Below are 23,105 nucleotides of genomic sequence, written 5' to 3' on the forward strand. Positions count from 1 at the left end.
TTAATTCGCTTGGTTAAACTGCCTGCATCAGGCGCGCGGGTGAGCGCGATCATAAATGTCGAGCAGCCGCTTGCTGTCGACGCCGGTATAGATCTGCGTGGTGGAAAGGCTGGCATGGCCGAGCAATTCCTGGATGGTCCGCAAATCGCCGCCGCTTCCGAGAAGATGCGTGGCAAAGGAGTGGCGCAGTGCATGCGGTGTCGCCGAATCCGGCAGGCCCAGGGCGGAGCGCAATCGCTGCATTTCCCGCTGGATGATCGCCGGCTGAAGAGGTCCCCCACGGGCGCCCCGAAAAAGCGGGGACCCCGTTTCAAGATGATAAGGGCAGAGCTTCCGGTACGTCTGAACCGCTTCAGCGACCACAGGCAAAAGCGGTACAATCCGCATCTTGCCACCCTTGCCGGAAATGCGAAGACTGACCGTCTTGTCTTCGAAGGTTTCTGGCGTCAAACCAAGCGCTTCTGAAATGCGCAAGCCGCAGCCGTAGAGCAGCGAAAGCACGGCCGCGTCGCGGGCAGCGATCCACGGCTCTTCGTTCATCTGTGTGTTTCTATCGACGACCTGAATTGCCTGGGCGCCACTGAGCGGCTTGGGCAGCGATTTCGGCTGCTTGGGCGAGCGGATCGCACCGGCACCGGCCGCATTGACGAGGCCCTTGCGCTCGAGATGGCGCAATAGTGACCGAAGGCCTGCCAGATGGCGGCCGAGGGAGCGCGCGCCCGCACCCTCCCTGCGACGAAAAGCGAGAAAGCTGCGCAAGTCCGCCGGTCGCAGAGCGGCAATGTCGAACAGAGCAACAGGGCCGCCGATATGTCCTGACAGGAATTGCAGAAACTGGCGCGTGTCGCGCTCATAGGCTTCAAGCGTGTTTGTTGCTAGACGTCTCTCGTCGGCCAGGCTCTCGAGCCATGCCTGCCGTTCCACCAGAAGTTTTTCGTCCGCCGGGATCAAAATTATGCCGTCCGCGTTATGCAGGGTTGGAAATCCGACTCAACAATGCCGGATCAGCGTTACCGAACCACGAATAACAGGGATTGTCATGATCGGATCACACTGCGGTGAAAAGAACGTAGGAAACAAATGGCGAGGTTGCCTCTGATGCGTCGCTCCGCAGCTTCGACCTTTGACACTTTGTCCGATGCGATTGCTCTTCTGTCGCACGGGCGCCCCGGACATATCGTCGATACGCTCATTGCAGAACGCGGCCAGAAGCTCGTCCAACATCCGCTCTGGCCCGTCATGCGGCCCTTCATCTACACGCTGCTGCGCTATGACAAGGCCATTCAGTTTGCCGATGACGTGTCGCGTCTCAACGGTGCGCAGGTCTTTGATTATCTGAGCGATGCGCTGAAGCTTCAGATCGCCGAGCGTCATGCAGACCGTATCCCGTCAAAGGGCGGCTTTATCCTGGTCAGCAATCACCCCACCGGTATTGCCGATGGAGTGGCCATGTACGATCTGATGAAATCGCGCCGCCCGGATATGACTTTCTTTGCCAACCGCGATGCGGTCCGCGTCAATCCGCGCCTGTCGGAAATCATTATCCCGGTAGAATGGCGGGAAGAACACAAATCCAAGCTGAAGGCCCGCGAAACGCTGAAGCTGACCAATCGCGCGGTTGAGGACGGCAAGGCGACAATCCTGTTTCCATCGGGGCGAATTGCTTATTGGGACGATGGGCGTCTCAACGAACGGCCTTGGAAAACCTCAGCCATCTCGCTTGCCCGAAAATATGACCTGCCGATTTTGCCGGTGAACATGAAAGCGCGCAATTCCGGGCTGTTTTACTGGTTTGCCAAATGGTCGACCGAATTGCGTGACATGACGGTGTTTTACGAGCTTCTCAACAAGCGTGGTCAGCAATTCGACTTCACGGTCGGGCCCATGATCCCGGTCAGCGCGCTTGATGGCGATCCGGTCGAGGTGACCCGGGCGCTCGAACGCTATACGGTTCATGACCTGCCCGTGGATCCAGATCGTCCCTTCAACTGAGGCAGGATCTCCGGATCGCTATTTCCTTTCCTCGCCTTCGGGGGCAAGTTGCCGCCGATGACGGACGATTCGAAAAGCCTGTTCGGTGAACTCTTCCAGCCGCCGGCCCGCAATGTCGTGCCGGTGCTGGTGCCCATGCCGGCACCGACTGCCTACAGCTATGCCGTGCCTCCTGGCCTCACGGTGGAACCTGGATCGATCGTTCAGGTGCCCCTTGGCCCCAGGCAGGTCATCGGTGTGGTCTGGGATGGCGGCGAGGATAAGGGGGTCGACCCCAAGAAGCTGCGGGAGATCACCAAGGTCTTCGATTGCCCGCCGCTTGACGGCGACATGCGCGCCTTTCTCGATTGGATTGCGGCCTACACCTTGTCCCCACCGGGCTATGTCGCACGCATGGCGCTTCGCGCGCCTGCGGCCTTTGACCCTGAACCGATGATCGAGGGCTTGCGGTTTTCCGGGTACCGGCCCGAAAAGATCACGCCTGCAAGAGAAAAGGTTCTGGCGCTTACCGCGGATGGACTGTCATGGACAAAGAGCGGGCTTGCCCATGCCTGTGGCGTGTCGACGAGCGTCATTGATGGATTGCTCAAGCAGGGGGTGTTTGAGCAGGTCTTTCTGCCACCGCCGCCCTTGGTTGCACTTCCTGATCCCGATTTCGCAGCGCATCGTCTCGCGGGTCCGCAAAAGGAGGCCGCCGACGAAATTCTCGCCATGCAGCGCAAGGGTGGTTTTGCCGTCGCTCTGATTGATGGGGTGACCGGCTCGGGCAAGACCGAAGTCTATTTCGAGGCGATCGCCGAGACGCTGCGGCAGGGCAAGCAGGTTCTGATCCTGCTGCCGGAAATCGCGCTCACCGCCAACTTCCTTGAACGTTTTCAGGATCGCTTCGGGGCCAAGCCGGGCGAATGGCACTCCGATCTTGCGACCCGAACGCGCGAGAAGGTCTGGCGTCAGGTGGCAACGGGCGAGATCCGGGTCGTTGCCGGTGCGCGATCGGCACTTTTCCTGCCTTTTGAGAACCTCGGCCTGATCATTGTCGATGAAGAGCATGACCCGGCTTTCAAGCAGGAAGATCGGGTGTTCTACAATGCACGCGACATGGCGGTCGTGCGGGCCCGCATCGCCGGCTTCCCGGTCGTGCTGGTCTCCGCCACCCCCTCCGTCGAAAGCCAGGTGAATTGTCTTGCGGGTCGCTATGAGCGCATCCACCTGCCCACCCGCTTTGCCGATGCGGCCATGCCGGATCTGCACCTCATCGATATGCGCCGTCATCCGCCAGAGCGCGGCGGCTTTCTTTCGCCAATTCTGCTGCGCTCGGTTGGCAAGGCCGTGGAGAGGGGAGAGCAGGCGCTGCTCTTTCTCAACCGTCGCGGCTACGCGCCCTTGACGCTTTGCCGTGTCTGCGGTCACCGGTTCCAGTGTCCCCAGTGCTCAAGCTGGCTGGTCGAGCACCGTTTCCGTGGCCAGATACAGTGCCATCAATGCGGCTATCACGAGCCGACACCCAATGCCTGCCCCGAATGCGGCACGTTGGACCATCTCGTTGCCTGCGGGCCGGGTGTGGAGCGGATCGCCGAGGAAGTGGAGAGGCATTTTCCGGATGCGCGCACGCTGGTGCTGTCCTCCGATCTCGGTGGGGTCAAGCGGCTACGGCTGGAGCTCGAAGCGATCGCCAATGGCGAAGCCGACATCGTCATCGGTACGCAGTTGGTCGCCAAGGGGCACAATTTTCCGCTGATGACCTTGGTTGGCATCATCGACGCCGATATCGGACTGTCGAACGGAGATCCACGAGCGGCGGAGCGAACGTTCCAGCTTCTTTCCCAGGTCACGGGGCGGGCAGGGCGGACCGGTCGCAAGAGCCTTGGCTTGATCCAGACCTTTCAGCCACAGCATCCGGTTATGCAGGCGCTGGTATCAGGAGATGCCTCCGCTTTCTACGAGCGCGAGATCGTCGAGCGCGAAAAAGCGCAGCTTCCACCGTATGGTCGGCTGGTCTCGATCATTGTGTCTGCCGATATGCGCGCCGAAGCGGAAGGCCATGCCCGCGGGCTCAGACAGGCGGCGCCACAGGAAAGCGGTATCATGGTCCTCGGCCCGGCCGAAGCGCCGCTTGCCCTTATCCGCGGACGACACCGCTTCCGGCTTCTGATCCACGGGCGGCGCACGAACGACATGCAGACCTTCGTCCGTGCAATGATCGATCGCGGACCTAAGGAAAGACGCTCAATACAGGTGCAGATCGATGTCGATCCGCAGAGTTTTCTCTGATTCCACCCGTTCTCAGAGTGTGTCATAAACCGCGCGCTGAAGAACAACGACGAGGACCCCATGGAATTCTACTTCCCGACGGAACCGGGTGAGCAACTGGCATTCCTGGCTGCAACGATCATGGCCCTGGTAGGCTGTTTTGTGCTGCTTGCACCGGGCCTGGCCATGCGAATGGCGGGTCTGGATATCCGCGAGGGGCGCAACGACGGCTATGGGGCCGTCCGCTCCGCGGGAGGCCTCTTGGCTGGCTTTTGCGGAACGGCGCTTCTGCTCGCGCAGCCCATGGTCTACCTGGCGCTTGGAGCGGCCCTTGGGCTCTCCGTGTTTTCGCGCATCCTGTCGATCATGTCGGATGGAAGGAGCAGTTGGCGTGTTGTGCCTCCTCTGGTTGTGCAGGCCGCTACGGCCGCTCTCGTTCTCTCGTATGTCTTTGGTCTCATTTGAGATTGCAGGACCCCGCAAGGGCAACCGACACGCAGTCAATTTGACGCAGAAACCGACAAAATTCCTCGGTGGCCCTTGCTCTGATGGGTCAAACCGTTAATACGCGTGTTGCGAGTCTAGACCTCGTATGCTAGACGGACCGCGAAATTCGGAAAACGCAAGTCATACGTATTTGTGTTTTCGGGGGAAAACAAAACACTATCAGGATGTTAGGTGGGTCCACCCGGGCCTGTGCCGATCCTGGGACAAGATCAGGGAATTTTTTGCCCGTGGCAGACGCATCCCAAGTGATTTCCGGCGTGGCCGAGCGCTACGCATCATCGCTTTTCGAGCTTGCGCTTGAGGCTGGCGCGATTGACGCTGTCGCTGCAGACCTTGCCCGTCTTCAGACGATGATTGATGAGAGCGATGATTTCAAGCGCCTCGTTCAGTCGCCCGTTTTTGCATCTGATGATCAGGTGAAGGCCATCAGCGCGATTGCCGACAAGGCACAATTCAGCGCGCTCGTGTCGAACTTCCTGAAGGTCGTTGCCAGCAATCGTCGCCTCTTTGCCGTTTCCGGCATGGTGGCCGCATATCGCCAGATCGTTGCCCGTCACAAGGGTCAGGTCACGGCTGAAGTCACCTCTGCTCACGCTCTTTCGGCTGAGCAGGAATCCGAACTGAAAGCGGCGCTGAAGGGCGTTACCGGCAAGGAAGTCTCGATCGCTGTTACGGTCGATCCGTCCCTGCTGGGTGGCCTTATCGTCAAGATCGGCTCGCGCCAGATCGACACGTCCCTTCGCACCAAACTTTCCACCCTTAAGCTTGCACTGAAAGAGGTTGGCTGATGGATATCCGCGCCGCGGAAATTTCCGCAATTCTGAAAGATCAAATCAAAAACTTCGGCAAAGAGGCGGAAGTCTCCGAAGTTGGCCAGGTGCTCTCCGTCGGTGACGGTATCGCCCGCGTTTACGGCCTCGACAACGTCCAGGCCGGTGAAATGGTCGAATTCCCGGGCGGCATTCGCGGTATGGCGCTCAACCTCGAAGCTGATAATGTCGGCGTCGTTATCTTCGGTGCCGACCGTGGCATCAAGGAAGGCGACACCGTCAAGCGCACCGGCGCCATCGTTGACGTTCCGGTTGGTCCGGAGCTGCTCGGTCGCGTTGTTGATGCGCTCGGCAATCCGATCGACGGCAAGGGTCCGATCAATGCGACCCGTCGCGCTCGCGTCGACGTCAAGGCACCGGGCATCATCCCGCGCAAGTCGGTTCATGAGCCGATGTCGACCGGCCTCAAGGCCATCGACGCCCTGATCCCGGTTGGCCGTGGTCAGCGCGAACTGGTCATCGGTGACCGCCAGACCGGTAAGACCGCAATCATTCTCGACACCTTCCTGAACCAGAAGCCGATCCACGACAACGGCCCGGACAACGACAAGCTGTTCTGCGTGTACGTTGCTGTCGGCCAGAAGCGTTCGACCGTTGCCCAGTTCGTGAAGATCCTCGAAGAGCGCGGCGCCCTGCAGTACTCGATCGTCATCGCCGCGACCGCTTCGGACCCGGCTCCGATGCAGTACCTCGCGCCGTTTGCTGGCTGCGCCATGGGCGAATACTTCCGTGACAACGGTCAGCACGCGCTCATCGCTTACGACGACCTGTCGAAGCAGGCTGTTGCCTATCGTCAGATGTCGCTCCTGCTGCGCCGCCCGCCGGGCCGCGAAGCTTATCCGGGCGACGTCTTCTATCTGCATTCCCGTCTGCTCGAGCGCGCCGCCAAGATGGGCGACGCCGCTGGCGCCGGCTCGCTGACCGCTCTGCCGGTCATCGAAACCCAGGGTAACGACGTTTCGGCCTTTATTCCGACCAACGTCATCTCGATCACCGACGGTCAGATCTTCCTTGAAACCGACCTGTTCTATCAGGGCATTCGTCCGGCCGTTAACGTCGGTCTGTCGGTTTCGCGCGTCGGTTCTGCCGCTCAGATCAAGGCGATGAAGCAGGTTGCCGGCTCGATCAAGGGTGAACTTGCCCAGTATCGCGAAATGGCCGCCTTCGCCCAGTTCGGTTCGGACCTTGACGCTGCAACCCAGCGCCTCTTGAACCGCGGTGCACGCCTGACCGAACTCCTGAAGCAGCCGCAGTTCTCGCCGCTCAAGACGGAAGAACAGGTCGCGGTCATCTTCGCAGGCGTCAACGGTTACCTGGACAAGATCCCGGTTGCTGACGTCGGCAAGTTCGAGCAGGGTCTGCTTTCCTACCTCCGCTCGGAAGGCAAGGCGATCCTCGACACGATCCGCGCAGATAAGGCGATCAGCGACGACACCAAGGGCAAGCTCAAGGCCGCCCTCGACACCTTCGCGAAGAACTTCGCCTAACTCAGGCTCAAGCCAAGGACGGATAACGGATGCCTTCACTTAAGGATCTGAAAAACCGGATCGCCTCCGTCAAGGCGACGCAGAAAATCACCAAGGCGATGAAAATGGTCGCCGCGGCGAAGCTGCGTCGTGCTCAGGAAGCGGCCGAGGCTGCCCGCCCTTACTCGCAGCGCATGAGCGCCGTCCTGGCCAATATTGCCCAGGCTGTGGGTTCGGACGACAGCGCACCGCGCCTGATGACCGGCACCGGCAAGGACGACGTGCATCTGCTCGTCGTCTGCACCGCCGAGCGTGGTCTCTGCGGCGGTTTCAATTCCTCGATTGCCCGTTTCGCCAGGGACCATGCGCGCAAGCTTTTGGCCCAGGGCAAGACGGTCAAGATCTTCTGCGTCGGCAAGAAGGGCTACGACAGCCTTCGCCGTGAGTTCGCCGGCCTGATCGTCGAACGCATGGATCTTCGCGACGTCAAGCGTATTGGCTTCAGCAACGCAGATGCCATTGGCCGCAAGGTCATTGGCATGTTCGAGCGTGGCGAATTCGATGTCTGCACGCTGTTCTATTCCGAGTTCAAGTCTGTGATCAGCCAGATCCCGACGGCCCAGCAGATCATCCCGGCCGCTCCGGCCGAGGCTGCTCCGCAGGCTGGTGCGGCGGCGCTCTACGAATACGAGCCCGACGCTTCGGCGATCCTTGAGGATCTGATCCCGCGCAACATCTCGGTTCAGATTTTCCGGGCTCTGCTCGAAAACGTCGCGGGTGAAATGGGCGCCAAGATGAGCGCCATGGACAACGCGACCCGCAATGCCGGTGAGATGATCAACAAGCTGACGCTTTCGTACAACCGCCAGCGTCAGGCGCAGATCACCAAGGAACTCATTGAAATCATTTCGGGCGCGGAAGCGCTCTGAGGTTAAGGAAAGAGGGTAAGATACATGGCTAAGGCAGCTACCCCCAAGTCTAAGGCGGTGAAGTCCGCAGCCGGTGCTCTCGGCAAGGTCACGCAGGTCATCGGCGCCGTCGTCGACGTCGCATTCGAAGGCGAACTGCCCCCGATCCTGAACGCGCTGGAAACCGAAAACGGCGGCAACCGCCTCGTTCTGGAGGTTGCGCAGCACCTCGGTGAAAACCAGGTCCGCACCATCGCCATGGACTCGACCGAAGGTCTCGTCCGCGGTCAGCCGGTCACCGACACGGGTGCTCCGATCTCGGTTCCGGTTGGGCCGGAAACGCTCGGCCGCATCATGAACGTCATCGGCGAGCCGGTTGACGAAGCCGGTCCGCTCGTGACGTCTGGTACGCGCGCCATCCACCAGGAAGCGCCTGCTTATGTCGACCAGTCGACCGAAGCGCAGATCCTGGTCACCGGCATCAAGGTCGTCGACCTGCTCGCGCCTTACGCCAAGGGCGGCAAGATCGGCCTGTTCGGCGGTGCCGGCGTTGGCAAGACCGTTCTCATCATGGAACTGATCAACAACGTTGCGAAGGCACACGGCGGTTACTCCGTATTCGCCGGTGTTGGCGAGCGTACCCGCGAAGGCAACGACCTCTATCACGAAATGATCGAGTCGGGCGTTAACAAGCACGGCGGCGGCGAAGGCTCCAAGGCTGCCCTCGTTTACGGCCAGATGAACGAACCGCCGGGCGCGCGCGCTCGCGTCGCTCTGACCGGTCTGACGATCGCTGAAGACTTCCGCGACAAGGGCCAGGACGTTCTGTTCTTCGTCGACAACATCTTCCGCTTTACCCAGGCTGGTTCGGAAGTGTCGGCTCTGCTCGGCCGTATCCCGTCGGCCGTTGGTTATCAGCCGACGCTGGCAACCGACATGGGTCAGATGCAGGAACGCATCACCACCACGACCAAGGGTTCGATCACCTCGGTTCAGGCCATCTACGTTCCCGCCGACGACTTGACCGACCCGGCTCCGGCCACCTCGTTCGCCCACTTGGACGCAACGACGGTTCTGTCTCGTTCGATCGCTGAAAAGGGTATCTACCCGGCCGTTGACCCGCTCGACTCCACCTCGCGTATGCTCGACCCGATGGTTGTCGGCGAAGAGCACTACGAAGTGGCTCGTAAGGTTCAGACGACGCTGCAGCGCTACAAGTCCCTTCAGGACATCATTGCCATCCTCGGCATGGACGAACTGTCCGAAGAGGACAAGATGACCGTTGCCCGCGCCCGTAAGATCGAGCGCTTCCTGAGCCAGCCGTTCTTCGTTGCTGAAGTCTTCACCGGTTCGCCGGGCAAGCTGGTTGCTCTCGAAGACACGATCAAGGGCTTCAAGGGTCTCGTCAACGGCGACTACGACCATCTGCCGGAAGCTGCCTTCTACATGGTCGGCTCTATCGAGGAAGCCATTGAAAAGGCCAAGCGCCTGGCTGCCGAAGCTGCCTAAGCAAACGGAATGTCGGCACGCGGGTTAAGCCGCGTGCCGCTCCAATCTTCATCAGAGAAGTGAACGACCATGGCTGACAATTTCAACTTTGAGCTCGTTTCGCCCGAGCGTCTTCTGCTCTCCGAACTGGTGAGCGAAGTCGTCATTCCGGCAACGGAAGGCGAAATGACCGTCATGGCCAATCATGCGCCGACCATGACGACGATCAAGCCGGGTGTGGTGACCGTGAAGCTCGCCTCGGGCCAGGTGAACAAGTATGTTGTCTTCGGCGGCTTCGCCGATGTGCTGCCGACAGGCTGCACGCTGCTTGCCGAATCCGCGGTTGCGCTGTCGGAAATTACGCCGGATACGCTGACGAAGCGGATCGATGAAGCCCGCAAGGAGCTTGAAGGCGTCGAGCATCACGAACACCGGACGAAGCTCGAGCAGTATCTGTCGGAGCTTACCAACCTCAACGGAATTCTCGTCGCGGCCTGATATCCGGTCATGACTGTAGCGATTAAAGCCGGGCTCTTGGGTCCGGCTTTTTTCATGCCACAAGGTCAGGAGCGTGCCGCATCCTCGAGGATCATCGCTGCTCCTTTCTCCGCGACCATCATTGTCGGTGCATTGATGTTACCGGCAGTGATGTTGGGAAAGATCGACGCATCGACGATCCGCAATCCCGGAACGCCATGCACCCTAAGGCGGGCATCAACCACGCTTTTATCTGGGTGGGCGCCCATCGCGCAGGTGCCGCACAGGTGATAGATCGAGCCACTGTTGCCTCGGAAGTAATCGAGCAGTTTGGCGTCGGTATCAGCGCGTTTCGAAGGCGAGACTTCCTCCGCTACCCAACCATCAAGCGCCCGCGCATCCGCGATGCGGCGGACCAGCCGGCTTCCTTGCAAAACTTCCGCGATATCCCGCTCTGTCGAGAGGTAGTTTGGCTGGATGAGTGGTGCGTCTGAGGCATCGGGCGAAGCGATCGTCACGCTGCCCTTGCTCGTCGGCCGACAGGCATTGAAGGCGATCAGGAAGCCTGGATAGGGTTCCGGCGTCAGGCCAGCGCGCGGGTTGTCGGGGATGCGATAGGACAGCGGGTTGAAGTAGATTTGGATATTGGGCCGCGGTTCGTCGGGTGAGCCACGGAAGAAGCCGCCCGCCTGGTTGACACTCATGGCAAACGGCCCGCTTCGCTTCAAAAGCCACATCAAGCCGAAGCGTGCCTGTCCGATGAGGCTGCCAAAATCGCCGTTCAGCGTCGGTTTTTTCGAACGATAGTAGAAGCTTGCGCAGAGGTGGTCCTGCAGGTTCTGTCCGACGGTCGGCAGGTGCTTGCGGGTCTCGATGCCATGGGCAGCCAAAGTCGTGCCCTCGCCAAAGCCTGAAAGCTGCATCAGCTTGGGCGTATCGACGGCCCCTGCGGCGAGGATCACCTCGCGGCGCGCGGCGAAGCGCCTCACCTGACCATGCTGGACCACTTCTATGCCAGATACCCTCCCGTCCGTATCGAGCAGCAGCCGGCGGGCATGAGCTTCGCGCTCGATGCTCAGGTTTGCGCGTTTCAGTGCCGGGCGCAGATATTCTGTACTCGAATGAGAGCGTTGGCCGCGCCTCGTGTTGATGTCGTAGACACCAGCGCCCTCAATCGTTGCGCCGTTGAAATCGTCGTTCAGCGGCAGTCCGAGTTCGTCGCAAGCGTCGAGAAAGGCGTCGCTCAGCGGGTGCGTTCCGCCGCGCATCGGGGTCACATGGATTGGGCCGTCGCCGCCATGCCAGGGGCTCTCGCCCCGTGCATGCGTTTCCAGCCTGCGAAAATAGGGGAGCACGTCGCTAAAGCCCCAGCCAGGGTTTCCGGCGTCGCGCCAGTCGTCGAAATCCTGTTGCGCGCCGCGCACGAAGACCATGGCATTGATCGAGCCGGAGCCGCCCTGCACCTTGCCGCGCGGCGCATAGATCCGCCGCCCGCCGAGATTGGGCTCGGGCTCCGTGCGGTACATCCAGTTGACCTTGGGATTGTAATAGCTCCTGGCGTAGCCGACAGGGATCTTGAACCAGAAGGATTTGTCCTCTCCACCGGCTTCTATGAGCAGCACGGTATGGCGCCCGGTTTCGCTCAAGCGGCTGGCCACGATGCAGCCTGCCGAGCCTGCACCGACCACGATAAAATCGAAGATCATGGGAAAACCTCAGCCCTTGGCCGGTGCGAAAGCCTTCACGTCGGCAGGCTCTGCCGCCATCTGCAGGTGCAGCCGCTCGCCGGTGTAAGGCGTGTGCTTCGCGATCACATCGTGGTTCAGCTCGATGCCGAGACCCGGCTCGCGCGAGGGAATGAGATAGCCGTCGTCGAAGCCCAGCTTTGTCTTCAGCACCTCGGCATGGAAGCCACCGAAATCCATGATCGCTTCATGAATAAGGAAGTTCGGACACGTCGCCGCGAGCTGGATCGAAGCGGCTGCTCCGACCGGGCCGTTATAAAGGTGCGGCGCAATCTGTGCGTAGAAGGCCTCCGCCATCCCGGCGATCTTCTTCGCCTCCAGCAAACCGCCGACGCGGGCGACATTCATCTGCAGGATGGAGGCCGAGCCAAGCTGCAATACTCTCTGGAATTCATATTTCGTCGTCAGCCGCTCGCCGGTCGAGACGGGGATCGATGTGGCACGCGCGACTTCCGCCATGGCCGCCTCCTGGCCGGGCGGCACCGGCTCCTCGAACCAGAGCGGATCGTATTTCTCCAGGCGCTTGGCGAGCCGGATTGCGGAAGACGGCACCATCTGGCCATGCGTGCCGAAGAGGATGTCGGCACGATTGCCGATCGCATCGCGGATCTTCTGGCAGAACTCCTCGCAGCGATCCATGACGGGAAGCGATAGCTGGTGACCAGAATAGTTGGTGTAGGGGCCGGCAGGATCGAATTTCAACGCCGTGAAGCCTGCCTCGACCATGCGGATCGCTTCTTCGGCGGCAAGATCGGGATCATTGTAGTCGTATTCGCCGGCTGCGTTCTTCGGGTAGAGATAAGTGTAGGCGCGCAGCCTGTCATGAACCGTGCCGCCGAGCAGGTCGGCCACTGGCCGCCCCGCTGCCTTGCCGATGATGTCCCAGCAGGCGATTTCGAGACCGGAGATGATCCCAACCATGGTCGGGTCCGGTCGCTGGGTAAAGCCGCTCGAATAGGCCGCGCGCCAGAAGCGCTCGATCTGGTGCGGGTCGTGGCCCTCGAGATAGCGGGCGAAGACATCTTCAACGAGGACAGCGATCCCGGAAGGGTGGAAGGCGGTCGAATAGATTTCGCCAATGCCTGTCACGCCACAGGCGGTCTGGAGTTCGACGAAGATCCAGTACATGCCACCAATGTGTGGTGCGGGCGTTGCGACAACATGTGTCTTGAGCGAAGCGATTTTCATGGATGCCCCTTGGTGCTGCGCAAAATCAATGTTTGAGGATGACGAGGCGGGTCTGTGTGAATTCCAGCATGCCGTGTTTGCCGTCATCGCCGCCAAGACCGGAACGTTTCCAGCCGGCGTGGTAGCCCTGATAGGGATCGGCGGGGAAACGGTTGACGTAGAGTTCGCCCGCCTCGATCTCGTTCGCGGCCTTCATCACCTTGCGGTAGTTCTCGGTGAAGACCACCGAGGCGAGACCGAACTGATGGTCGCTCGCCATGGCGAGCGCCTCATCGAAATCGGTGTAGGGCATCACCGCGAGAACCGGTCCGAAGACCTCCTCCTGCACGATCTCCATGTCCTGGCGGCAAGCGGAGAGCAGTGTCGGCGGATAGAAATAACCGTCGCCTGACGGCAGATAACCGCCGGCCTCAAGCGTCGCGCCATCGGCAACGGCGCGTTCGACCATGTGGTGTACCTTCAGCCTCGCATGGGCGGACGCCAGTGGCCCCATGCGATCGGGATGGGCCGCTCGATCGCCGAAATGGCGGGTTTCGAAGGCGGCCTTCAGTTTCTCAAGCAGGGTGCCGTGCACCGAAGCATGGACATAGAGCCGTTCCACCGAGGTGCAGACCTGGCCACAATGGGCCGTCTTCGCGGCAAGTACGCTCTTCGTCACCACATCAAGGTCGGCATCCGGTTCAACGATGACGGGTGTCTTGCCGCCAAGCTCCAGCGAGGGCTTCGCGATGTTAGTGCGGCAATAGCCCAGCACGGTCTGGCCGGCAGCAACGCTGCCAGTCAGCGTGATCATGCCGATGGCGCTTCGGGTGCACATGACCTCGGCCACCTCGTGGCTCATGGTTATGATGTTGACGAGGCCGGCGGGCAGGCCGGCTTCGGCAATGCACTCGGCAAAGACGAAGGCGGATGTCGGCGTGGTGTTGCTCGGACGCACGACCACGGCGTTGCCGGCAATCAGCGCCGGCGCGATCTTGCGTACCAGTGTATAGATCGGGAAATTGAAGGGGATCAGGCAGGCCACCACGCCGATCGCCGTACGCTTCAGCATCAGCGTTTCATCGGGCGTATCGCTCTCGATCAGCTCGCCTTCGATGCGCCTGGCCCATTCCGCATGATAGCGCATCAGTTCGACGCCGTAGATCGCCTCGCCTGTTGCGTCGGCGAGGCTTTTTCCCGATTCTTTCGCGAGCGCTTCGCCGATGCGTTCAGCGTTCCTTTCGATGATGTCGGCAAGCTTGCGCAGCGCGTTGCCGCGTTCAATCGCCGGCAATCTGCCCCAGCCACGCTGCGCGCGCTTGGCGGCGTCAACCGCATGCGTGACATCCGCCTCGGCGGCTGCTGGAACCTGCGCAAAGACTTTGCCCGTTGACGGATTGCGGACGTCGATACTCGGCCGGTTCTGGGTGTCGACAAAGGCGCCGTCGATGAAAAGGCGAAACGCGTCCATGGGGTCGAGGCTCCGTAATGCACTTAGAGCCTTGAAGTTGAACGCCTTACCGCATCTGTTGCAAACGAGGTTTTATCGGGTGAACCATTCCAAAAGCGAATGCTTCAGCTCGGTGCTGCGTTCGATTCCCCGATCTGCTCGTCGAGCCAGATCTTGAAGCGATCGACATGAGGTGAGGTGGCGCGGTCGGTACGGGTGACCAGCCAGTAGGACTCATGGCCTTCGACTTCGACGTCCAGAACTTGCATCAGGCGCCCTTCGCGCATCAGCGGCGCCACCATAACCTGATCGGCGACGGCGAGGCCCAGCCCGTTGCAGGCCGCCTCGATGACGAGATCGAGCAGATCGAATTCCAGACCGCCCGAAGTGTCGTGTGATCCGTAGCCCGCCGCATCCAGCCAGCGCTGCCAGGTGAGATAGCGTCGATCGGCAGCCGCCAAGACATGGAGAAGCTTGAAACGGGCGAGGTCGAAAGCGTCGCCCGCAGGCATATCGGTGAGCAGTTGCGGCGCGCAGACGGCAATATGCCGTTCGGTAAACAGCCGTTCGGATCGAAGGCCTGGCCACTCACCGTCACCGAACCGGATGGCGCAATCGAGCATGCCGCGTTCCGCCAGCCGGTCGTTCGGTTCCGTCGTCATGCTGAGATCGATGTCGGGCAGGACTGTTCGCAATTCCGCCAGTCGGGGCATCAGCCAGCGCTTGGCAAAAGTCGGAGGCGCATTGATGCGCAGCCGTTTGAGATTGCCTTTTTCCCGAATATTGCGCAACGTGGCTTCTACATCGTGGAATGCCTGCTGCAAGGCGCTCAAGAGCTCGGCACCCGAAGGCGTCAGGTCAAGATGGTGATGGCGGCGGATCACCAGCTGCTCGCCCAGCTGATCTTCCAGATTGCGAACTTGTCGGCTGACGGCGCTCTGCGTGAGGTTCAGCAGTTCCCCAGCCCGTGTAAAGCTGCGCGTCTGGCCTACGACCTCAAAGACTTTCATGGCGGAGAGCGCCGGCAGCCGTCGCATGGAACCTCTCGTCGGGGAGTGCTGGTCTTCACGGAAGGGCAATATTGCCGTCAGTTGTGGCGGAATGCCACCAATAATGCTCGCTAATTGTAACGGGCATCTGCTTTCAACTCGCGGCAACAGCCGTTAAAAAGTCAGCCAAGGAGTGGATGGGGGGACGAAATGAAGGTCGGGATTGTCGGCGCTGGCATGGTGGGAAGCTCGGCCGGATACGCTCTCGCGCTCATGGGCATTGTTAGCGAAATCATTCTGATCGACCAGAACGAAGCGCTGGCTGTGGCGCAGGCTGAAGACATTGCTCACGCCGTGCCTTTCATGTCATCCACGCTTGTCAACGCCGGTGACTATACAGATCTCGCTGGCGCAAGCGTCATCATTCTTGCAGCCGGCGTCAGCCAGAAGCCAGGTGAGAGCCGGCTTGCTCTCCTGGAGCGCAATGCAGCCGTTTTCAAAGTGGTGCTTGATCGGGTCCTGCCTGTGGCTCCGGATGCCATCCTGCTGATCGCCTCCAATCCGGTCGACATCATGACGCAGATCACAACGCGCCTTTCCGGATTGCCGGCGCACCGCGTTATTGGCTCGGGGACCATCCTGGATACTGCACGCTTTCGTAGCCTGGTCGGTCGCCATCTCGGCATTTCGCCACAATCCGTGCATGCCTATGTGCTCGGTGAGCATGGTGATAGCGAGGTTCTGGCCTGGTCGAGCGCCTGCGCCGGTTCGGTGCCCCTGACCTCCTTTGCCGCCCAGGTGGGCTCTCCACTCACGCAGGATGTTCGCGCGACCATCGACCATGCGGTGCGGAATGCCGCCTACAAGATCATTGCCGGAAAAGGGTCAACCTATTACGGCATCGGCGCCGGCCTTGCCCGCATCGTCAAGGCGATCGTCCATGATCAGCGGGATGTGCTCTCCGTGTCCATGGTGACCGCAGATGCAACCGGAGTTCAGGATGTCGCGCTTTCCATCCCGCGGGTCATCGGTGCCGAAGGAGTTGTCGCGGACCTTTTTCCTGTTCTCGACGACGAAGAGACCCGTGCTCTCCATCGGAGCGCCTCGATCTTGAAGGAGAGAGCCGATGCAATCGCACTCGCCTGAGGTGGACGACGCCCTACAAGCATCTCTTTTGGTGCAGGCGGAGGGCATGCAGGGGCCCGAGGACCTTGTTGACCCCGGGCTTGAAGGAATGATCGATAAAGCCAGGGACGCCAGCGCTCTCCTGAAAGCACTCTCGCATGAATCGCGCCTGCTGATGCTGTGCATGCTGTGCAAGGGCGAGCGGACTGTGACCGAGATTGAGCATTTTCTCGGTATGCAGCAGGCAGTGGTGTCGCAGCAACTGGCACGCTTGCGGATGGATCGGATCGTTCAAACGCGGCGGGATGGCCGGCAGATCTATTACAGTATCGTTGATCCGCAACTGGCCGAACTGATCTCGGTGCTCTACAAGATGTACTGCGATCCGTCGGCAGCCCCGCAGCCGGATCTGCATGAAGCAAAGGCCTGATCCGGGCCGGCGGCCGTTGGACATGCCATGATCGACAAACTCGAATTCTTCATCGTGCTCGCCCGCGAACAGCATTTCGGTCGTGCCGCAGAAGAATGCGGTGTCACTCAGCCGACCTTGTCTGCTGCCATTCAGCAGTTAGAGTCGCAGCTCGGTGTCAGTCTAGTCGTTCGCGGATCACGCTTTCATGGACTGACTCCGGAAGGTCAGCGCGTCCTCGAATGGGCGCGCCGGATTGTTGGCGATACCCGCACCATGCGCGAGGAAATGCGCGCAACCCGGCGTGGTCTGGCAGGCCATATCCGCTTGGCTGCCATTCCGACAGCGCTTGCCATGGTCCGCAAGCTGACGGAGCCTTTTCAGAAGCGGCATCCGAATGTCACATTCTCGGTACTGTCGCGCACCTCGCTGCAGGTTTTGAGCCTTCTTGAAAATCTCGAGATCGATGCGGGCATCACCTATCTCGACAACGAACCACTGGGCCGCGTGACGACCGTGCCGCTCAATTCCGAACGTTATCATCTGATTACAGCGGCCGGAACGCCGCTTTCAGACCGCGATGTCGTCACGTGGCGTGATGTCTCGGGTCTTCGGCTTTGTCTATTGACCGCCGACATGCAAAATCGTCGTATTATCAATAAACATATGCAGGAAGCCGGTGTTGAGGTGTCTCCGACGCTGGAATCCAATTCGATGATTGTTTTGTTCTCGCATATCCGAACCGGCCAGTGGGCCTCGATCATGCCGCGAAATGTCGCGGAATCCTTTGGATTTTCTGAGCAAATACGGATGATTCCGATATCTGAGCCCGATGCCTCGCATCTTGTCGGATTGGTCGCCACGCACCGGGAGCCGCATACGCCGCTCGTCTCAGCATTGCTGCATGAGGCACGGATGCTCGTTAAAGCAGAGGCCTTTGATAGAAATTATCTATTGAGCGACGATTTCCCGATATTGACCTGAGCCCGTCGTGGCAGCCATCCTTCGCAAAAGGCAATTTCGAATTCCACCGTTGAGGATCTCGAAGCTGGCCTGCCATGCCGGATTGCACATTCGCGGCCCCTGCATGGTCGATTGGGAGGACATATTCTATGAATATCCGCGCTGTCGTTTCGCAGGAAACGGCCCGAATTTCCGAAATTATTGATCACTGTCGTCAGATGGAGGGGCCGATGCTGCCGATCCTCCATGAGATCCAGGCAGAATTCGGTTACATCCCGGAAGAGGCGAAGCAGATCATCGCCACGGCCCTCAATTTGTCGCGCGCGGAAGTGCATGGCGTCGTTACCTTCTATCATGATTTCCGCGCCAAGCCTGCCGGTCGGCATGTGTTGAAACTCTGTCGCGCCGAGGCCTGTCAGTCCATGGGCGCCGAACCACTGGCGGATCGCGTCAGGCAGATCCTGGGCATCGACTGGCATGAAACGACGGCTGATGGTGCGATCACGCTGGAGCCGGTCTTCTGTCTCGGTCTTTGTGCCCAGGCGCCGGCTGCGATGCTGGACGGCGATCTGCACGCGAGGCTTGACGAGCACTGTCTTGGCGAAATTCTCGCGGAGGCGCGCGCATGACCGTCACGGTTTTCGTACCCCGCGATGCAGCCGCTCTCGCCGTCGGCGCCGACAAGGTCGCTGCGGCCATCGAACGGGAGGCCACGACCCGCGGCCTTGACGTCCGTCTCGTGCGCAATGGCTCGCGCGGCATGCTGTGGCTGGAGGTTCTGGTCGAGGTTCGCACTGATCATGGACGCGTTGCCTACGGCCCGGTCAAAGCCTCGGATGTGCCTTCCTTGTTCGATGCGGATTTCCTGTCCGGCGGCGCGCATCCGCTCGGCCACGGCATCACCAAGGACATTCCCTTCCTCAAGGGGCAGACGCGGCTGACTTTCGCGCGCTGCGGCGTCACGGATCCGTTGTCGCTCGACGACTACAGGCGTTACGAAGGTCTGAAGGGTCTTGCCAATGCCATAGCTATGGCACCCGGCGATATCGTCAAACAGGTGACGGACAGCGGCCTGCGCGGTCGCGGCGGCGCGGGTTTCCCGACCGGCATCAAATGGAAAACGGTTGCCGATGCGGTCGCCGATCAGAAATACATCGTCTGCAATGCCGATGAGGGCGACAGCGGCACCTTCGCCGACCGCATGATCATGGAAGGCGACCCCTTCGTTCTGATCGAGGGCATGGCGATTGCGGGTATCGCGACCGGCGCGACCAAGGGTTACGTCTATACCCGCTCCGAATATCCGCATGCGATTGCCATGTTGGAAGAGGCAATTGCGATTGCCCGGCGCGAAGGCATTCTCGGATCGTCGGTCATGGGTTCGGCTCACGCCTTCGACATGGAAGTGCGCATGGGGGCAGGGGCCTATGTTTGCGGTGAAGAGACCTCGCTGCTCAACAGCCTTGAGGGCAAGCGCGGCATCGTGCGCGCCAAGCCGCCGCTGCCTGCGCTGCAGGGCCTGTTCGGCAAGCCGACTGTGGTCAACAATGTCATCTCGCTCGCATCCATTCCCGTCATCATGGACCGGGGCGCTCCGTTCTATCGCGATTTCGGCGTCGGTCGCTCGCATGGCACAATCCCGATCCAGCTTGCCGGCAACCTCAAGCATGGCGGCCTCTACGAGACCGCGTTTGGTCTGCCACTCGGTGAATTGATCAACGAGATCGGCGGTGGAACCATCTCTGGTCGCCCCGTGAAGGCCGTCCAGGTCGGCGGGCCGCTTGGTGCCTATTTCCCGCCGTCGCTGTTCGACACGATCTTCGACTACGAAGCCTTCACGGCCGCCGGTGGCCTGATCGGTCACGCGGGTGTGGTGGTGTTCGATGAGTCTGTCGATATGCTGAAGCAGGCGCGCTTCGCCATGGAATTCTGCGCCATCGAAAGCTGCGGCAAGTGCACGCCCTGCCGCATCGGATCGACCCGCGGCGTCGAGACGGTCGACAAGATCGCGCAAGGTATCGAGCCGGACAAGAACAAGGTGCTGCTGGAAGATCTCTGCAACACGATGAAGTTCGGCTCGCTCTGTGCGCTGGGCGGGTTCACGCCCTATCCGGTGATGAGCGCGCTTACGCATTTCCCGGAGGATTTTGGGCCGGCACCAGTGCGGGAGGCGGCGGAATGAGCGAACCGACGAAAGTGAAGGGGCCTGCGTCCTATTTTCCGTCGATCGAGAAGACCTATGGAAAGCCAATCCGGCACTGGCAGGACATTGTCCGCCAGCAGACGGGCAAGACGCATATGCAGATTGTCGGTGTGCTGAAGCAGGAGCATGGCCTCGGCCATGGGCACGCCAATGCCATCGTCGCCGCAACCCTTGCCGAAACGAAACCGTAAGCAGAAGTGAACATGTTCGCGCGGCTTCACCCGCTGCGGACAGACCACCTGGAGGCCCTCATGTCCCTCGTTCCTGAAATCGACTACGGCACACCCGCCTCGCGCTCCGAGAAGATGGTGACGCTGACCATCGATGGCCGCGAGATCACCGTGCCGGAAGGCACATCCATCATGCGGGCCTCGATGGAGGCAGGCATCCAGGTGCCCAAACTCTGCGCGACCGACATGGTCGACGCCTTTGGCTCCTGCCGGCTCTGTCTGATCGAGGTGGAGGGCCGCAACGGCACGCCCGCCTCCTGCACGACCCCCGTTGCCTCGGGTATTGTCGTCCACACCCAGACGGAGCGCCTGAAGGCGATCCGCAAGGGCGTGATGGAACTCTACATCTCCGACCACCCGCTGGACTGTCTGACCTGTGCGGCGAACGGCGACTGCGAACTGCAGGACATGGCCGGCGCAGTTGGCCTGCGCGATATCCGCTACGGCTACGAGGGCGACAATCACGTCAAGGCCCGTTCGGCGACAGGCGATGTCAATGCGCAGTGGATGCCTAAGGACGAGAGCAACCCGTACTTTACCTATGACCCCTCGAAGTGCATCGTCTGCTCGCGCTGCGTGCGGGCCTGCGAGGAGGTCCAGGGCACCTTTGCGCTGACCATCGAGGGCCGCGGTTTCGACAGCCGCGTCTCGCCCGGTGCGCACGAGGCCTTTCTGTCGTCCGAATGCGTATCGTGCGGCGCCTGCGTCCAGGCCTGTCCGACGGCGACGCTGACGGAGAAATCCGTCATTGCCATCGGCCAGCCCGAACACTCCATGGTGACGACCTGCGCCTATTGCGGCGTCGGCTGTTCGTTCAAGGCTGAAATGCGCGGCGAGGAGCTGGTGCGCATGGTGCCCTGGAAGGATGGTCAGGCCAACCGTGGCCATTCCTGCGTCAAGGGCCGCTTTGCCTATGGCTATACGAGCCACAAGGACCGCATCCTCAACCCGATGATCCGCGAGAAGATCACCGATCCCTGGCGCGAAGTCACTTGGGAAGAGGCCTATGCGCATGTCGCTTCGGAGTTCAAGCGGATCCAGTATCAGTATGGCCGCGAGTCGATCGGCGGCATCACCTCGTCGCGCTGCACGAACGAGGAAACCTTCCTGGTCCAGAAGCTGATCCGCGCCGGCTTCGGCAACAACAATGTCGATACCTGCGCCCGTGTCTGCCATTCGCCGACCGGCTATGGTCTCGGCCAGGCCTTCGGCACCTCGGCCGGCACGCAGAACTTCGACAGCGTCGAGCATTCCGACGTCGTCATGGTGATCGGCGCCAACCCGACGGACGGTCACCCCGTCTTCGGCTCGCGGCTGAAGAAGCGCCTCCGCCGGGGCGCAAAGCTGATCGTCGTCGATCCGCGCCGTACCGATATCGTCCGCAGCCCGCATATCGAGGCGGCCTTCCATCTGCCCTTGAAGCCCGGCACCAACGTCGCCGTCATGACCGCGCTCGCGCATGTCATCGTCACCGAGGGCCTGTTTGCCGAAGCCTTCATCCGCGAGCGTTGCGACTGGTCGGAGTTCGAAGATTGGGCGGCTTTCGTTGCCGAACCACAGCATTCTCCGGAAGAAACGGAAAGCTTCACCGGCGTTCCCGCCGCCGATCTTCGCGGAGCGGCCCGCCTGTTTGCCACGGGCGGCAATGGCGCCATCTATTACGGCCTCGGTGTTACCGAACACAGCCAGGGTTCGACAACCGTGATGGCGATTGCCAATCTCGCCATGGCAACCGGCAATATCGGACGTCCGGGCGTCGGTGTGAACCCGCTGCGCGGCCAGAACAACGTTCAGGGCTCCTGCGACATGGGCTCGTTCCCGCATGAGTTGCCGGGCTATCGCCACATCTCGGACGACGCAACGCGCGAGACCTTCGAAAAGCTCTGGGGCGTCACGCTCCACAACGAACCCGGGCTGCGCATCCCGAACATGCTCGATGCGGCCGTCGACGGCTCGTTCAAGGGCATCTACATCCAGGGCGAGGATATCCTGCAGTCCGATCCGGATACCAAGCATGTGTCCGCCGGGCTCGCCGCCATGGAATGCGTCGTGGTGCACGACCTCTTCCTCAACGAGACGGCAAACTACGCGCATGTCTTCCTGCCCGGCTCGACCTTCCTTGAAAAGGACGGCACCTTCACCAATGCCGAGCGCCGCATCAATCGCGTCCGCAAGGTGATGACGCCGAAGAACGGCTATGCTGACTGGGAAGTCACGCAGAACCTCGCAAAGGCCATGGGCCTTGCCTGGAACTACACGCATCCCTCCCAGATCATGGAGGAGATTGCCGCCTCGACGCCAAGCTTTGCGGGTGTCTCCTATGATTACCTGGAAAAAATGGGTTCGGTGCAGTGGCCCTGCAACGAAAAGTTCCCGCTCGGCTCGCCGATCATGCATGTCGATGGCTTCGTGCGCGGCAAGGGCAAGTTCATCCGCACCGAATACGTCGCGACGGACGAGCGGACAGGACCACGCTTCCCGCTGTTGCTCACCACCGGCCGTATCCTCAGCCAGTACAATGTCGGTGCCCAGACCCGGCGTACCGAAAATGTGGTCTGGCACGAAGAGGATCTTCTGGAAATTCATCCGCATGATGCGGAACAACGCGGCATCAAGGATGGCGATTGGGTGAAGCTCGCCAGCCGCTCCGGTGACACGACACTCCGCGCGCTCATCACCGATCGCGTTGCTCCGGGCGTGGTCTACACCACCTTCCACCATCCGGGCACGCAGGCCAACGTCATCACCACCGACTTCTCCGACTGGGCCACCAACTGCCCGGAATACAAGGTGACCGCGGTGCAGATCTCGCCCTCGAATGGTCCGACGGAATGGCAGGAGGAGTATGACGACCTGTCGAAGCGCTCCCGCCGGATCGTCGGCAAGCTGGAAGCGGCGGAGTAAGG

At 60.8% G+C, this 23,105-nt stretch carries 20 protein-coding genes; 15 read left to right on the forward strand and 5 right to left on the reverse strand.

Features of this window, described 5'->3' with window-relative positions:
• Positions 1 to 27: 27 nt before the first annotated feature.
• Complete coding sequence (locus FAA97_RS14075; RefSeq protein ID WP_246041498.1) at positions 28 to 954, reverse strand: tyrosine recombinase XerC; 927 nt, start codon at positions 952 to 954, stop codon at positions 28 to 30.
• A gap of 144 nt (positions 955 to 1,098) precedes the next feature.
• Here FAA97_RS14075 and FAA97_RS14080 point away from each other — a divergent pair, with 144 nt between their 5' ends.
• From FAA97_RS14080 to FAA97_RS14115, 8 genes are all read left to right on the forward strand, one after another.
• Entirely contained in the window at positions 1,099 to 1,992 is an 894-nt protein-coding gene (locus FAA97_RS14080) for a GNAT family N-acetyltransferase (RefSeq protein WP_136599176.1), read from the forward strand.
• Positions 1,993 to 2,049: 57 nt separating this feature from the next.
• Entirely contained in the window at positions 2,050 to 4,263 is a 2,214-nt protein-coding gene (locus FAA97_RS14085) for a primosomal protein N' (RefSeq protein ID WP_136599177.1), read from the forward strand.
• A gap of 60 nt (positions 4,264 to 4,323) precedes the next feature.
• Complete coding sequence (locus tag FAA97_RS14090; RefSeq protein ID WP_136599178.1) at positions 4,324 to 4,707, forward strand: AGROH133_08824 family phage infection protein; 384 nt, start codon at positions 4,324 to 4,326, stop codon at positions 4,705 to 4,707.
• Between the two features lie 263 nt (positions 4,708 to 4,970).
• Complete coding sequence (locus FAA97_RS14095; RefSeq protein WP_136599179.1) at positions 4,971 to 5,537, forward strand: F0F1 ATP synthase subunit delta; 567 nt, start codon at positions 4,971 to 4,973, stop codon at positions 5,535 to 5,537.
• Positions 5,537 to 7,066 carry a F0F1 ATP synthase subunit alpha gene (gene atpA / locus FAA97_RS14100; protein WP_136599180.1) on the forward strand — a complete coding sequence of 510 codons (1,530 nt, stop codon included), beginning with the start codon at positions 5,537 to 5,539 and terminating at the stop codon, positions 7,064 to 7,066. Before FAA97_RS14095 ends, atpA begins: the two co-directional genes overlap by 1 nt.
• A gap of 29 nt (positions 7,067 to 7,095) precedes the next feature.
• Positions 7,096 to 7,974 (forward strand): F0F1 ATP synthase subunit gamma, encoded by an 879-nt coding sequence (locus tag FAA97_RS14105; RefSeq protein WP_136599181.1) that lies wholly within the window; start codon positions 7,096 to 7,098, stop codon positions 7,972 to 7,974.
• Positions 7,975 to 7,998: 24 nt separating this feature from the next.
• On the forward strand, positions 7,999 to 9,462 hold the full coding sequence (atpD, locus tag FAA97_RS14110; RefSeq protein ID WP_136599182.1) for a F0F1 ATP synthase subunit beta: 1,464 nt from the start codon (positions 7,999 to 8,001) through the stop codon (positions 9,460 to 9,462).
• A gap of 69 nt (positions 9,463 to 9,531) precedes the next feature.
• Positions 9,532 to 9,939 (forward strand): F0F1 ATP synthase subunit epsilon, encoded by a 408-nt coding sequence (locus FAA97_RS14115; RefSeq protein ID WP_136599183.1) that lies wholly within the window; start codon positions 9,532 to 9,534, stop codon positions 9,937 to 9,939.
• 65 nt (positions 9,940 to 10,004) lie between these two features.
• Here the strand turns inward: FAA97_RS14115 and FAA97_RS14120 are convergent, their stop codons facing one another.
• From FAA97_RS14120 to FAA97_RS14135, 4 genes are all read right to left on the reverse strand, one after another.
• Positions 10,005 to 11,624: a GMC family oxidoreductase gene (locus FAA97_RS14120; RefSeq protein ID WP_136599184.1), complete on the reverse strand. Its 1,620-nt coding sequence runs from the start codon at positions 11,622 to 11,624 to the stop codon at positions 10,005 to 10,007.
• Positions 11,625 to 11,633: 9 nt separating this feature from the next.
• The gene (locus FAA97_RS14125; protein WP_136599185.1) at positions 11,634 to 12,851 is read right to left on the reverse strand and encodes a mandelate racemase/muconate lactonizing enzyme family protein; all 1,218 of its coding nucleotides are present in this window, start codon (positions 12,849 to 12,851) and stop codon (positions 11,634 to 11,636) included.
• 25 nt (positions 12,852 to 12,876) lie between these two features.
• A complete protein-coding gene (gene aldA, locus FAA97_RS14130) occupies positions 12,877 to 14,301 on the reverse strand; it encodes an aldehyde dehydrogenase (RefSeq protein ID WP_136599186.1) in 1,425 nt (474 codons plus the stop codon).
• Positions 14,302 to 14,405: 104 nt separating this feature from the next.
• A complete protein-coding gene (locus FAA97_RS14135; RefSeq protein ID WP_246041464.1) occupies positions 14,406 to 15,317 on the reverse strand; it encodes a LysR substrate-binding domain-containing protein in 912 nt (303 codons plus the stop codon).
• A gap of 162 nt (positions 15,318 to 15,479) precedes the next feature.
• Here FAA97_RS14135 and FAA97_RS14140 point away from each other — a divergent pair, with 162 nt between their 5' ends.
• From FAA97_RS14140 to fdhF, 7 genes are all read left to right on the forward strand, one after another.
• Positions 15,480 to 16,415 carry an L-lactate dehydrogenase gene (locus tag FAA97_RS14140; RefSeq protein WP_136599187.1) on the forward strand — a complete coding sequence of 312 codons (936 nt, stop codon included), beginning with the start codon at positions 15,480 to 15,482 and terminating at the stop codon, positions 16,413 to 16,415.
• Positions 16,416 to 16,461: 46 nt separating this feature from the next.
• Complete coding sequence (locus tag FAA97_RS14145) at positions 16,462 to 16,824, forward strand: ArsR/SmtB family transcription factor (protein WP_136599320.1); 363 nt, start codon at positions 16,462 to 16,464, stop codon at positions 16,822 to 16,824.
• A gap of 27 nt (positions 16,825 to 16,851) precedes the next feature.
• A complete protein-coding gene (locus FAA97_RS14150) occupies positions 16,852 to 17,787 on the forward strand; it encodes a LysR family transcriptional regulator (protein ID WP_136599188.1) in 936 nt (311 codons plus the stop codon).
• Positions 17,788 to 17,915: 128 nt separating this feature from the next.
• On the forward strand, positions 17,916 to 18,395 hold the full coding sequence (locus FAA97_RS14155; RefSeq protein ID WP_136599189.1) for a formate dehydrogenase subunit gamma: 480 nt from the start codon (positions 17,916 to 17,918) through the stop codon (positions 18,393 to 18,395).
• Entirely contained in the window at positions 18,392 to 19,948 is a 1,557-nt protein-coding gene (locus FAA97_RS14160; protein WP_136599190.1) for a formate dehydrogenase beta subunit, read from the forward strand. The genes FAA97_RS14155 and FAA97_RS14160 overlap by 4 nt, the downstream gene beginning before the upstream one ends.
• Positions 19,945 to 20,160, forward strand: a complete 216-nt coding sequence (locus FAA97_RS14165) for a DUF4287 domain-containing protein (RefSeq protein ID WP_136599191.1) — start codon at positions 19,945 to 19,947, stop codon at positions 20,158 to 20,160. Before FAA97_RS14160 ends, FAA97_RS14165 begins: the two co-directional genes overlap by 4 nt.
• 60 nt (positions 20,161 to 20,220) lie before the next feature.
• Positions 20,221 to 23,103 (forward strand): formate dehydrogenase subunit alpha, encoded by a 2,883-nt coding sequence (fdhF, locus tag FAA97_RS14170; RefSeq protein WP_136599192.1) that lies wholly within the window; start codon positions 20,221 to 20,223, stop codon positions 23,101 to 23,103.
• The last annotated feature ends 2 nt before the right edge of the window (positions 23,104 to 23,105 follow it).

Source organism: Peteryoungia ipomoeae (assembly GCF_004912165.1).
Classification (GTDB): domain Bacteria; phylum Pseudomonadota; class Alphaproteobacteria; order Rhizobiales; family Rhizobiaceae; genus Allorhizobium; species Allorhizobium ipomoeae.

Excerpts from the sequence above, each read along its gene's own strand:
- FAA97_RS14145 (WP_136599320.1), top strand. The coding sequence starts at position 16,462 with ATGCAGGGGCCCGAGGACCTTGTTGACCCCGGGCTTGAAGGAATGATC.
- atpD (WP_136599182.1), top strand. The coding sequence starts at position 7,999 with ATGGCTAAGGCAGCTACCCCCAAGTCTAAGGCGGTGAAGTCCGCAGCC.
- FAA97_RS14165 (WP_136599191.1), top strand. The coding sequence starts at position 19,945 with ATGAGCGAACCGACGAAAGTGAAGGGGCCTGCGTCCTATTTTCCGTCG.
- aldA (WP_136599186.1), bottom strand. The coding sequence starts at position 14,301 with ATGGACGCGTTTCGCCTTTTCATCGACGGCGCCTTTGTCGACACCCAG.
- FAA97_RS14140 (WP_136599187.1), top strand. The coding sequence starts at position 15,480 with ATGAAGGTCGGGATTGTCGGCGCTGGCATGGTGGGAAGCTCGGCCGGA.
- FAA97_RS14085 (WP_136599177.1), top strand. The coding sequence starts at position 2,050 with ATGACGGACGATTCGAAAAGCCTGTTCGGTGAACTCTTCCAGCCGCCG.
- FAA97_RS14150 (WP_136599188.1), top strand. The coding sequence starts at position 16,852 with ATGATCGACAAACTCGAATTCTTCATCGTGCTCGCCCGCGAACAGCAT.
- FAA97_RS14105 (WP_136599181.1), top strand. The coding sequence starts at position 7,096 with ATGCCTTCACTTAAGGATCTGAAAAACCGGATCGCCTCCGTCAAGGCG.
- FAA97_RS14135 (WP_246041464.1), bottom strand. The coding sequence starts at position 15,317 with ATGCGACGGCTGCCGGCGCTCTCCGCCATGAAAGTCTTTGAGGTCGTA.
- FAA97_RS14090 (WP_136599178.1), top strand. The coding sequence starts at position 4,324 with ATGGAATTCTACTTCCCGACGGAACCGGGTGAGCAACTGGCATTCCTG.
- FAA97_RS14115 (WP_136599183.1), top strand. The coding sequence starts at position 9,532 with ATGGCTGACAATTTCAACTTTGAGCTCGTTTCGCCCGAGCGTCTTCTG.
- FAA97_RS14160 (WP_136599190.1), top strand. The coding sequence starts at position 18,392 with ATGACCGTCACGGTTTTCGTACCCCGCGATGCAGCCGCTCTCGCCGTC.
- FAA97_RS14155 (WP_136599189.1), top strand. The coding sequence starts at position 17,916 with ATGAATATCCGCGCTGTCGTTTCGCAGGAAACGGCCCGAATTTCCGAA.
- FAA97_RS14080 (WP_136599176.1), top strand. The coding sequence starts at position 1,099 with ATGCGTCGCTCCGCAGCTTCGACCTTTGACACTTTGTCCGATGCGATT.
- FAA97_RS14125 (WP_136599185.1), bottom strand. The coding sequence starts at position 12,851 with ATGAAAATCGCTTCGCTCAAGACACATGTTGTCGCAACGCCCGCACCA.
- FAA97_RS14120 (WP_136599184.1), bottom strand. The coding sequence starts at position 11,624 with ATGATCTTCGATTTTATCGTGGTCGGTGCAGGCTCGGCAGGCTGCATC.
- atpA (WP_136599180.1), top strand. The coding sequence starts at position 5,537 with ATGGATATCCGCGCCGCGGAAATTTCCGCAATTCTGAAAGATCAAATC.
- fdhF (WP_136599192.1), top strand. The coding sequence starts at position 20,221 with ATGTCCCTCGTTCCTGAAATCGACTACGGCACACCCGCCTCGCGCTCC.